The 11,371-nt window shown below is 72.9% G+C and carries 10 protein-coding genes and 1 pseudogene; 1 reads left to right on the top strand and 10 read right to left on the bottom strand.

Annotation, left to right across the window (positions count from 1 at the left end; genetic code table 11):
• Positions 1-179: 179 nt before the first annotated feature.
• The 4 genes from ABZ714_RS34595 to ABZ714_RS34580 form a co-directional block, all read right to left on the bottom strand.
• Entirely contained in the window at positions 180-773 is a 594-nt protein-coding gene (locus ABZ714_RS34595) for a small secreted protein (RefSeq protein ID WP_358829338.1), read from the bottom strand.
• A 332-nt stretch (positions 774-1,105) separates the two neighbouring features.
• The gene (locus tag ABZ714_RS34590; protein WP_358829337.1) at positions 1,106-3,529 is read right to left on the bottom strand and encodes a sodium-translocating pyrophosphatase; all 2,424 of its coding nucleotides are present in this window, start codon (positions 3,527-3,529) and stop codon (positions 1,106-1,108) included.
• 865 nt (positions 3,530-4,394) lie between these two features.
• Positions 4,395-4,856, bottom strand: a complete 462-nt coding sequence (locus ABZ714_RS34585) for an ATP-binding protein (RefSeq protein WP_358829336.1) — start codon at positions 4,854-4,856, stop codon at positions 4,395-4,397.
• A 401-nt stretch (positions 4,857-5,257) separates the two neighbouring features.
• Positions 5,258-5,611, bottom strand: a complete 354-nt coding sequence (locus ABZ714_RS34580) for an STAS domain-containing protein (protein WP_006347640.1) — start codon at positions 5,609-5,611, stop codon at positions 5,258-5,260.
• An 82-nt stretch (positions 5,612-5,693) separates the two neighbouring features.
• On the opposite strand from ABZ714_RS34580, the gene ABZ714_RS34575 reads away from it, so the two are divergent.
• The gene (locus ABZ714_RS34575) at positions 5,694-8,144 is read left to right on the top strand and encodes a DEAD/DEAH box helicase (RefSeq protein WP_358829335.1); all 2,451 of its coding nucleotides are present in this window, start codon (positions 5,694-5,696) and stop codon (positions 8,142-8,144) included.
• A 27-nt stretch (positions 8,145-8,171) separates the two neighbouring features.
• On the opposite strand, the gene ABZ714_RS34570 is transcribed toward ABZ714_RS34575, so the two are convergent.
• From ABZ714_RS34570 to ABZ714_RS34545, 6 genes and pseudogenes are all read right to left on the bottom strand, one after another.
• Complete coding sequence (locus tag ABZ714_RS34570) at positions 8,172-8,510, bottom strand: Rv3654c family TadE-like protein (RefSeq protein WP_358829339.1); 339 nt, start codon at positions 8,508-8,510, stop codon at positions 8,172-8,174.
• A 56-nt stretch (positions 8,511-8,566) separates the two neighbouring features.
• Positions 8,567-8,914 carry a TadE family type IV pilus minor pilin gene (locus ABZ714_RS34565; protein ID WP_358829334.1) on the bottom strand — a complete coding sequence of 116 codons (348 nt, stop codon included), beginning with the start codon at positions 8,912-8,914 and terminating at the stop codon, positions 8,567-8,569.
• A 97-nt stretch (positions 8,915-9,011) separates the two neighbouring features.
• The gene (locus ABZ714_RS34560) at positions 9,012-9,248 is read right to left on the bottom strand and encodes a DUF4244 domain-containing protein (RefSeq protein ID WP_358829333.1); all 237 of its coding nucleotides are present in this window, start codon (positions 9,246-9,248) and stop codon (positions 9,012-9,014) included.
• A gap of 70 nt (positions 9,249-9,318) precedes the next feature.
• A complete protein-coding gene (locus tag ABZ714_RS34555) occupies positions 9,319-10,077 on the bottom strand; it encodes a type II secretion system F family protein (RefSeq protein ID WP_358829332.1) in 759 nt (252 codons plus the stop codon).
• A gap of 17 nt (positions 10,078-10,094) precedes the next feature.
• Positions 10,095-10,946, bottom strand: a complete 852-nt coding sequence (locus tag ABZ714_RS34550; protein WP_358829331.1) for a type II secretion system F family protein — start codon at positions 10,944-10,946, stop codon at positions 10,095-10,097.
• Positions 10,943-11,275 (bottom strand): annotated as a pseudogene (locus ABZ714_RS34545) (ATPase, T2SS/T4P/T4SS family); the annotation flags it as partial. The pseudogene ABZ714_RS34545 and the gene ABZ714_RS34550, both read right to left, overlap by 4 nt.
• Positions 11,276-11,371: the final 96 nt, after the last annotated feature.

Here is an 11,371-nt window from a genome sequence, read left to right as displayed (position 1 = left end):
CGCCAGGCGCAGGGGGCCGTAGGCGACCGACGACAACGCGGCGAGGCGCGGTGCCAGGGCACGCGAGCCCGGCAAGATCCGTCAGACACGCCCTAACGGACTACGGGGAGCCGCAGCAGCCCGGGGAGCCGTACGGCATGCGTACGGCTCCTCTCACAACAGGAACGGGATACGGCCCGTCAGGACGAGGGCGACGGCGACGAACCCGCCGCGGCCGGGGGCACGTCCGCCTTCACCGGCTGGCAGCCCTGGAACTTGCCCATCGCCTTGCCGGTCTCGCTCGCCCGCAGCTTGTTCCACGCCTTCTCGTTGGCCTCGGCCTTCAGCAGCCCCTCCGAGACGACCTTGAGGCCGTCGGCGAACTCCTGCTGGTCCGAGGTGTCGAGGGCGTCGACCTGCTTCTTCAGGTCGAGGAAGACGGCCGCACTGGCGTCCCGCTCGGCCGCGGCGGCCCTGACCAGCTGCTCGTCCTCCTCGACCGGTGAGTTTCCGACCGTACGGAACGCGGTCGCCAGCGCCTTGTTGACATTCGCCAAGTCCTGGAAGGCCTTGGAGTCGGCCCGCTGGAGATCGGCCGGCTTCCCGTCGACGGCGGTCACGGCGATCAGCCGGTCGGCCTCCGCCTTGGTCTTGAACTGGGTCTTGATCTGGTCGCAGTACTTCTTCGCCCAGTCGTCGACCGCGTTGTCCTTCTTCTCTTCGCTGCTGCACCCGGACAGCGCCAGTACCAGTACCGCGCCGCCGGACAGTACGGCCGCAAGCTTCTTGTTCACCGGATCGGTCCCTTCCGAGGCTTCCTGCGCCCCGGAACATACACGCCGGGCCGTCACCCATCGCGCGGCCGATGCCCGATTCCAGGGCCATTGAAGCCATTTGCACCAAGGGTGAGGGCGAGAGAAGGCTCACCCGGGCTCCGGGAACGCGAGCCGGGCGCCGGACCGGGCACCGAACCGGGCACGGGCCGAGGAGCGGGCCGGGCGGGAGCCGGGCGCGGGCGGGGGCGGGAGGGGCGGCTCCACGCACCGGACGCGAGGACGGCCGGTACCTGGCATCGCACCGGCCGCCCATCGCTCCTCTCGCGGCCCGCGGCCGCCGTCTCAAGGGCCTATGTCACCGCCGCGGGATCCGGCGCCGACGCGTTCCGTTCCGCCTCCGGGGAGCCGGGATCCTCGTCGCCCACGGTGATCCCGCGCCTCTTGGAGACGTAGACCGCGCCGACGATGACCAGGATCGCCAGTACCGCGATCAGGGCCCGTACGGCGGGGCTGGCGTCCTCGCCGTAGCTGAACTGCACCACGGCCGGCGCGATCAGCAGCGCCACCAGGTTCATCACCTTCAGCAGCGGGTTGATCGCCGGCCCCGCCGTGTCCTTGAACGGGTCGCCGACCGTATCGCCGATGACGGTCGCCGCGTGCGCCTCGCTCCCCTTTCCGCCGTAGTGGCCGTCCTCGACGAGTTTCTTGGCGTTGTCCCACGCGCCACCGGAGTTGGCGAGGAAGACGGCCATCAGGGTGCCGGTGCCGATCGCGCCCGCCAGGAACGCGCCGAGCGCCCCGACCCCGAGGGAGAAGCCGACCGCGATCGGGGTGAGCACCGCCAGCAGACCGGGGGTGGCCAACTCCCGCAGGGCGTCCTTGGTACAGATGTCGACGACCCGGCCGTACTCCGGCTTCTCGGTGTAGTCCATGATCCCGGGGTGCTCGCGGAACTGCCGCCGCACCTCGTGGACCACCGCCCCCGCCGACCGGGCCACGGCGTTGATGGCCAGCCCGGAGAAGAGGAAGACCACCGCGGCGCCGAGCAGCAGACCGACCAGGTTGTTGGGCTGGGAGATGTCCATCACCAGAGTCATCGGGGCGCCGTCGCCGAGTTTCTCGCCGACGTCCAGCGCGGCCCTCGTGATGGCCTCGCGGTACGAGCCGAAGAGCGCCGCCGCCGCGAGTACGGCGGTGGCGATCGCGATCCCCTTGGTGATGGCCTTGGTGGTGTTGCCGACCGCGTCGAGATCGGTCAGGACCTGCGCGCCCGCACCCTCGACGTCACCGGACATCTCGGCGATGCCCTGGGCGTTGTCGGAGACCGGCCCGAAGGTGTCCATGGCGACGATCACCCCGACGGTGGTGAGCAGCCCGGTACCGGCCAGCGCCACCGCGAAGAGGGCGAGGGTGATCGAGGCGCCGCCCAGCAGGAAGGCTCCGTAGACCCCCAGGCCGATCAGCAGGGCCGTGTAGACGGCGGACTCCAGGCCGATGGCGATCCCGGCCAGGACGACGGTCGCCGGGCCGGTCAGCGACGACTTGCCGATGTCCTTGACCGGACGGCGGTTGGTCTCGGTGAAGTAGCCGGTGAGCTGCTGGATCAGAGCCGCCAGCACGATGCCGATGGCCACGGCGACCAGGGCGAGTACCCGCGGATCCCCGTCGTGCTCCCTGACGGTCGGGTCGGTGACACCGAGCAGATCGTCGTAGGAGGACGGCAGATAGAGCAGTACGGCCACGGCGACCAGGACGAGGGAGATCACGGCCGAGACGAGGAAGCCTCGGTTGATCGCCGTCATACCGCTGCGGTCGGCGCGCCGCGGGGCGACCGCGAAGATACCGATCACCGCGGTGACCACGCCGATCGCCGGAACCATCAGCGGAAAGGCGAGCCCGGCGTCCCCGAACGCCGCCTGACCGAGGATGAGGGCCGCGACCAGGGTCACGGCATACGACTCGAAGAGGTCGGCGGCCATACCCGCGCAGTCGCCGACGTTGTCGCCCACATTGTCGGCGATGGTGGCGGCGTTACGGGGGTCGTCCTCGGGAATGCCCTGCTCGACCTTGCCGACGAGGTCAGCGCCGACATCCGCGGCCTTGGTGAAGATGCCACCGCCGACTCGCATGAACATCGCGATCAGCGCGGCACCGAGACCGAAGCCCTCCAGGACTTTGGGGGCGTCGGCGGCGTAGACGAGAACGACGGAGGCGGCGCCGAACAGACCGAGGCCGACGGTGAACATTCCGACCACACCACCGGTCCGGAAGGCAATCTTCATTGCCTGGTGGGAGACGGCGGTGAGATCTTTTTCCGGTTCCCCGGGGGCGGGAGTCGCCTCCCGCGCGGCGGCGGCGACCCGGACATTCGCCCGTACCGCCAGTCGCATGCCGATGTAACCGGTGGCCGCCGAGAAAACGGCACCCACCAGGAAGAACACGGAACGGCCGGCCCTTTGCGACCAGTCGTCCGCCGGCAGAAGCATCAGCAGGAAGAACACCACGACGGCGAAGACGCCGAGGGTGCGGAGCTGTCGGGCGAGATAGGCATTCGCGCCTTCCTGTACCGCGCCCGCGATCTTTTTCATGGAGTCGGTGCCCTCGTCGGCCGCCAGCACCTGGCGGACCAGCAGCTGGGCCACGACCAGAGCGGCCAGGGCGACCAGGGCGATGACGACGACGATCACCCGGTTGTCATCGGTGAGCACCGCGGCCGAGAGGGAGGTGGAGTGATCGATCATTTCCCGGTGGTTCTGGTGGAAGAGCCCCGCCATTCGTCCTCCTTGACGTAGTTCAGAGCTCAAGATGTGGACGGATTGTAGGGAGCGGAACCTGATCAAAACAGAGTGCGACAAATGCAAAGTGACCTTTGCGCCCTCTCGGCAAATGATCGAACTCTGTAAATACACCCGAAAGAAGTAATGGGGCGAAGCCATTGGGCCTTGATCGGCGGAGTGGGAGGCGGCGAGAAAAATGGCCCCGGAAATGATCGCCGGGCGAGGCGCGGCTGATCCGCCCACGGACAGCGGATGATCGATGGCTCGCCGGCGGATTGCCGGCGGATTGCCGAAATGGGCGCGAAAGGCGCTGCTCACAAGGGGTCCGACGGCCGGGCCCGGCTCCATCGGACCCGGTGGGCGGCGTTACGGGCCCCCTCGCGGCCCGGCCCGGACAGCCGCCGGTCCCCGGGCGGGCCGACCGTGGATCATCGCCTCCGGAGACCGCCGAACGGGTTCGGCGGAGGCCGTCGGCGGACCCGCGCGATCCGGCCGGAGGATCCTCCGGTTCCGGCGGGATTATTGCTCGGAACTCGTCGCACCCGGGGGCCGTACGGACCGGAACGGCCCCGGCCCGGCGGTAGGAAAGCGATACCGCCGGTCGGGACGAGTGAGCCGGATGAGACGAGAGCGACGGAATATACGGGCGGGACTCACGGCCTCAGGAGTGAGGAGGCGCCGACGACGCCCGGCTGACTGCCGTGAAAGGCCCACGCAACGACATGCCACAACCGGCCGTCGGCAACGACGGCACGGTCACGGCGGCCGCGACGCCGACCAGCGGCGATCAGGCGGCACGATCACGCCATACGCGTGCACCGCGGCAGCAGCGCGCACCGCGCACCGCGCACCGCGCACCGGCCTACGGGACCACGGACACCGGAGCTGTCGGCCAGCTCATCCGGATCACACCACCGGTCTCGGTGGTGGAGACCTCCATATCGTCCACCAGCCCGCTGATCACGGCGAGACCCATATCGTCCTCGCCGTCCGCGGGTTCCACGGGGTCGTCGCCCGGACCGGCGGAGCGGTCGGCGGCCGAACCGGCGGCGCCGTCGCCACCCGCGCCCGGCGCGGGCACCTCGTCCCCGACCTCGATGGAGAACGTCTTGTCCTCCTCGGTCAGAACGACCTTCACGGGCGAGTGGATGCCATGGGTGCGATGCCGTCCGACGGCCCGGCTGCACGCCTCGCCGACGGCAAGTCTGACCTCGTCGAGCACCGCCTCGTCGACCCCGGCGCGGCGCGCCACGGCAGCAGCCACCAACCGGGCGGTCCTGACGTGCTCGGGCTGGGCGCTGAATCGAAGTTCGACGGTGGTCATGTGCGATCCCCCTCGGACGTACGGGCGTGCGTTCGGGGGCACCGGGCCGGCGGCCCGGTTCCTCCTGATACTGCCGGTCCTGCTGATTCTCTTCCGGTTTCCTTCCGGGCCCCGACGGCCGTTCACCGCCGCCGGAGCCGCTCCGGTCCGGCATGCCGGACCGGACCGACCGAACGAGCCGGACGGGCCCAGACGGACCCGGACGGACTCCCTCTGCCGAGTGAGCCGAAGCCGAGGTCGAAAGGAACCCGCCTCCGAGGCGCCGCCCCCGGACCATCACGGCCCGGAAGCGGGCACCACGGATCACCCCGCGGCGCCTTTCGGCGACACGGGGCACCCGAACGGCCCGTACCCGGGCCGTATCGGCGACGGGAAACGAACGGAACGGCCCGATCCGCGACCTAGTCGGGCGCGGCGACGGCCTCGTCGACCGTGGTGTGAATCGGGAACACCTTGGTGAGACCGGTGATCCGGAAGATCTTGAGAATGCGCTCCTGGTTGCAGACCAGTCGCAGCGACCCCTCATGCGCGCGCACGCGCTTCAGGCCACCCACCAGCACCCCCAGCCCGGTGGAGTCGAGGAAGTCCACGCCCTCCATGTCGACGACCAGGTGGTAACTGCCGTCGTTCACCAACTCGACCAACTGCTCGCGCAGCTTGGGCGCGGTATACACATCAATCTCGCCACCGACCTCGACGACCGTACGGTCGCCGTTCGGACCGGGCACAACGCGAGTCGACAGGGACAGGTCCACGGATCCTCCAGCACCTTGCTATCGAGCGTCCGCCCCCATTTCAGGTCTCCCCGGCGGAGCCGGGGGACGGTCGCCAGCCGCGATGGCATTCAATCACTTACCTGCAACCATGCACGACGCCTTGGGACCATTGTCCGTCACGCCAGTGACACACTCGGTGCCGATGGCCAAGAATCTCCGTCCCAGACGACCACCCGAGAGCGGGGACGCCCGCCCCTCCCCCCGAGCCGTCCTCGACCGGCTCGCGTCGGGGGCGAACCGGGCCGCGCGCATCACTCATACGGAGCACTTGCCCCCGCGACCCGGCCGTCATGCCGTCTGGCCCGACCGCATCCGGCCGGAAGTGATCGACGCGATCCAGCGGGCCGGGATCGAACATCCGTGGACCCATCAGGCGGAGGCGGCCGAGTACGCGCTCGACGGCGAGTCGGTGGTGATCGCCACCGGAACCGCGTCCGGCAAGTCGCTGGCCTATCTCGCGCCCGTGCTCAGTACGCTCCTGGACGGCTCCGAGGCCCCCAACGGGCGGGGTGCCACGGCCCTCTACCTGGCGCCCACGAAGGCGCTCGCCGCCGACCAGTGCCGGGCCGTGAAGGACATCGCGGCCCCGCTGGGCCACCGGGTCCGGCCCGCCGTGTACGACGGCGACACCCCCGTCGAGGAACGCGAGTGGGTACGCCAGTACGCCACGTACGTCCTCACCAACCCCGACATGCTGCACCGGGGCGTGCTGCCGTCCCATCCCCGCTGGTCCTCCTTTCTGCGCGCGCTGCGCTATGTGGTGATCGACGAGTGCCACACCTACCGGGGCGTCTTCGGATCGCATGTCGCCCAGGTACTGCGGCGGCTGCGGCGGATATGCGCCCGGTACGGCGCCGATCCGGTCTTCCTGCTCGCCTCGGCCACCGCCGCCGACCCGGCGGTCGCCGCCGGACGGCTCACCGGGCTGCCCGTCCGCGAGGTCGCCGACGACGGCTCGCCCCGGGGCGAGCTGGTCTTCGCCCTCTGGGAGCCGCCGCTGACCGAGCTGCACGGCGAGAAGGGCGCGCCCGTCCGGCGTACCGCGACCGCGGAGACCGCCGACCTGCTGACCGATCTGACCGTGCAGGGAGTCCGTACGGTCGCCTTCGTCCGCTCCCGGCGGGGCGCCGAACTGATCTCGGTGATCAGCAAGGAGCGGCTCGCCGAGGTCGACAGCTCGCTGCCCCGGCGGGTCGCGGCCTACCGGGGCGGCTATCTCCCCGAGGAGCGCCGGGCCCTGGAACGCGCCCTGCACTCCGGTGAACTCCTCGGTCTCGCCGCCACCACGGCCCTGGAGCTGGGCGTGGACGTCTCCGGCCTCGACGCGGTCCTGATCGCCGGATATCCCGGCACCCGGGCGTCCCTGTGGCAGCAGGCGGGCCGGGCCGGACGCGGCGGCCAGGGCGCGCTGGCGGTCCTGATCGCCCGGGACGACCCGCTGGACACCTTTCTCGTCCACCACCCCGAGGCGCTGTTCGAGCGGCCCGTGGAGTCCACGGTCCTCGACCCCGACAATCCGTACGTCCTCACCCCCCATCTGTGCGCCGCCGCGGCCGAACTCCCCCTCACGGAAGCCGATCTGCCCCTCTTCGGCCCGGCGGCGGCGGATCTGATGCCGCAGCTGGAGGCCGCGAAGCTGCTGCGCCGCCGGGCGTCGGGATGGCACTGGACCCGGCGTGAGCGGGCCGCCGACCTGACCGACATCCGGGGCGGGGGCGGCCGCCCCGTGCAGATCGTCGAGGAGGGCACCGGCCGTCTCCTGGGCACCGTCGACGAGTCGGCCGCCCACACCTCCGTCCACGAGGGCGCCGTCCACCTCCACCAGGGCCGGACATATCTCGTCCGGCGGCTCGATCTGACGGACTCGGTCGCCCTCGTCGAGGAGGCCGTACCGCCGTACTCCACCACCGCCCGCGACACCACCTCCGTCTCCGTCCTCTCCACCGATACCGGGGTCCCCTGGGGCGAGGGGCGGCTGTGCTTCGGCTCCGTCGAGGTCACCAACCAGGTCGTCTCCTTCCTGCGCCGCAAACTGATCACCGGTGAGGTGCTCGGCGAGACCAAACTCGATCTGCCGCCGCGCACCCTGCGCACCCGGGCCGTCTGGTGGACTGTCACCGACGACCAGCTGGACGCCGCCCGGATCGCCCCGGAGCAGCTCGGGGGCGCCCTGCACGCGGCGGAGCACGCCGCCATCGGCATGCTGCCGCTCTACGCCACCTGCGACCGCTGGGACATCGGCGGGGTCTCCGTACCGCTCCATCCCGACACCCTCCTCCCCACGGTCTTCGTCTACGACGGCCACCCCGGCGGGGCGGGCTTCGCGGAACGCGCCTTCCACACGGCCCATGCCTGGCTGACGGCGACCCGTGAGGCGATCGCGTCCTGCGAGTGCGAATCCGGCTGTCCGTCCTGTATCCAGTCCCCCAAGTGCGGCAACGGCAACGACCCCCTCGACAAGCGCGCCGCGATCCGGCTGCTGACCGAACTCCTCTCCAACGCCTCGGCCTGACGCCGACGACCAACGACGGCCCTGCCGTCAAGGTGCCGGCAGCACCGGACCCGCGCGGGCGAGGGCCGTCGGCGCGAAGGGGCCCGCCCGGGCCGAGGTCCGGACATCGGCGATCTCGCCCCGTAGCGCGCAGCGCAGCAACCGCGCCCCCTGCGCCCGGGCGGTCTCGGCGGCCCGGGCACAGGCCACCGACTCGCCCCGGAGGGCGTGGTCCGCGGCGGCGAGGGCGGCCAGATCGGCCGCCGCGGCGGCCCGGTGCCGGGCCGTCACCACCTGCCCCAGGGCCAGCACCACGGCGAACAGAGCGCAGAGCACGGTCGCCGTGAGCGCCGCCCAGATCGTCGCCGAGCCGTCGTCCCGCCGTATCCACCGCCGTGGGCAAGGCCGTGCCCGTCGCCGTTTCCACGGCCGGTTCCGCCACCTCATGGCACCTCCGTCTCCCCCGCCCCGCCGGGCCCCGGGTCCTCGGCACGGGCCACCGCCTCCGCGCGGACCGTGAACGTCAGCCGTCCGGGGCCCGGAGACGGCGACTCCACCCGGACACGCCAGTAGTCACCCGCCCGGTGCACCTCGATCCGCGCGCCCCCGGGCGCCGACTCGCGGACCGTGGCGAGCACCTCCGCCCGGGATTCGGACCTCGCGGCGGCCCGTGCCCCCGCATACGCGGCGTCCACGCACCGGATCTGGGCCACCGCGGTCATCAGCGCCCACAACAGGGCCGCGACCAGGGCGACAAGAGCCGGGACGACGACGGCCGCCTCCGCCGTCACCGCCCCCCGGTCCCGCCGGGCGGGCCCGGACCCGAGCCGCCGGCCGGGCCTGCGGAAGCCCGGCCCCGGCGGACCGCTTCCGCCGGGAAAGTCCGGTTCAGAACGGCGCATTGAGTGCCTCGCCGATCAGTGACTCCAGCCGCCGGGCGACACCGTCCCCGGTGAGGACCCGGTAGAGGACCGCCGCGAGCCCGCAGGCGGCCACCGTCCCCATGGCGTACTCCGCCGTGGTCATCCCCCGGTCCCCGCCCGCCGCCGCGAGTCGCGGGGCCAGGATCGGCGGGCGGAACGGGAACCGGGCCAGGGCCCGGCCGATACGGACGACGTGCTTCATCGAAATCTCCTGACTGTTCCAACTGTTCGAACTGTTCGCAGGTGTTCACGGGAGTTGGGGTGCGTCCGGCTCAGGGGCGGTTCAGCAGCCCGGCCGCGAGGCCGATGACGACGGGACCCACCCCGACGGCGAGGAACGCGGGCAGGAAGCAGAGCCCCACGGGAGCGGTCACCAGAACCTGGGCGCGGCGGGCGCGGGCCGCCGCCGAGCGGGCCCGTTCGGCGCGCAGCCGGTGGGCCTGCCGGGCGACGGGCCCGGCGGCGGGCGCGCCGGTGGCGTCGGCCCGCTCCAGACAGCGGGCCAGCTCCCCGGCCCCCGGTATCCGGGCGAGTCCGCCCCACGCCCCGGCCGGTTCGCCGCCGAGACGCAGTTCGGCCGCGGTACGGGACAGCCGTGCCCCGAGCGGGCCGCCCAGGGACTCCCCGACGGCCCCGGCCGCCTCGCGGGGCCCGGCCCCGGCGGCCACACAGGCCGCGATGAGATCGGCCGCCAGCGGCAGTTGTCGTACCGCCGCGTCGTCCTCCGCCCGGCCGCCGGGCCCCCGGTGACGCCGCCACAGATACCCGGCACAGGCCGCGACCGCTCCGGCGAGGATCCCGGCCGCCCCGCCGACCAGGGCGTATCCCCCGGTCAGCGTGCCGAGCGCGCCCAGCAACGGTCCCCAGCCGCCGGACGGGGTCCGGCGCCCGAACCGCCGCCACCCGGGCCGCGACCGCTCCCGGCCCAGCAGCCGCTCGGCACGTACCCGTTCCCGGCGCTCCCGGCGGGTGTCGAGAAGCACCAGGGCGACGGCCGGGACCGACAACAGCGGCAGCACGGCCGACGGCACCGGGAGCCACCCGCCGCTCACCGGGACCGCCCCCGGCGGACGATCCGCGCGGCCCACCAGAGCCCGGCGGCCTCCAGACCGGCGCCGGCCAGCAGACACAGCAGCCCAGCGGGGGTGTGCAGCAGCACCCGCAGCGGCTCGGCGCCCAGCGCCGTCCCCAGGGCCAGGGCCATCACGGGCAGCAGGGCCAGGAGAACGATCGTGGAGCGCGCTCCCGCCAGTTGGGCGTCCAGGTCCTCCCGCTGGTCGCGTTCGGCCCGCAGAGCGGCTTCCAGCCGGTCCAGCCCGGCCGCGAGACCGGCTCCGCTGCCGACGGCGACGCTCCAGCAGGCGGCCAGCCCGGCCAGCCCCTCGGCGCCCGGCTCCCCGGCCGCGTCCCGCAGGGCGCGGGGCACGTCCCCGCCGAACCGGGCCGCCGCGACGACCGCGGGCTCCGCGGCCCCCAGCGCCCGCCCGGCCCCGGCGGCGACCAGCGCCGGGCCGGGCTGGAGACCGGCTCTCAGCTCGGCCGCGACCGAGCCGCAGAGGGCGATCACCGCCTCCGCCCGCCGGGCCTCGGCCCGGCGCCGCGCCCGGGCCCGCAGCCCCCGCCGGACCAGGGGCACCGCCAGCGCCCCGGCGAGCAGCGGCAGCACCGAATCACCCGCGACGGCGACCGCCAGCCCCACCGGCGGGCAGAGCCACTCGGGACGGCCCCGCAGCCCGGCCAGGGCCGCCCGCCACGGCGGCGGGGCCGGTTCCGGCAGCGCGCCGCCGCCCGCGAGGACCAGCCGGGCCCGCCGCGCCGCGCCCGCCCGGCCGTCGGCCAGCAGGAGCGCCACCGCCACCGCGCACAGCACGGCCGCGTGCAGCGGCCCGAACAGGCTCATGACGCGCCCCCGATCCGCGCCCGCAGCCTCGGCCAGCCCCGCCCGTGGGCGAAGCGGCCCTCGCCCCTGCGCAGCGCCGGGACCGTGGTCACCAGACCGGCCTCGTCCCGCGCCAGGACGTGGATCTCGGCGATCCGCCGGTGCCCGCCGGGCCCCCGGTCCAGATGGATCACCGCGTCGAGGGCTGCCGCCAACTGGCTGTGGAGGGCGGCCCGGTCGAGTCCGGCGGTGGCGGCGAGGGCTTCGAGGCGGGCGGGCACATCGGCCGCGGCATTCGCGTGGACCGTTCCGCAGCCTCCCTCGTGGCCCGTGTTCAGGGCGGCGAGGAGATCGGTCACTGTCCGATAAACACCAACACTTGATAGGCTGCGCACGCATGAGGAAGCCCCAGCTGGCAGGCATCTACTGCCGCCTCTCCTTCGCCC

It is taken from the genome of Streptomyces sp. NPDC006798, from assembly GCF_040635975.1.
GTDB lineage: Bacteria > Actinomycetota > Actinomycetes > Streptomycetales > Streptomycetaceae > Streptomyces.
The sequence above is the reverse complement of the archived record's forward strand: the minus strand, read 5'-3'. Positions and strand labels throughout refer to the sequence as shown.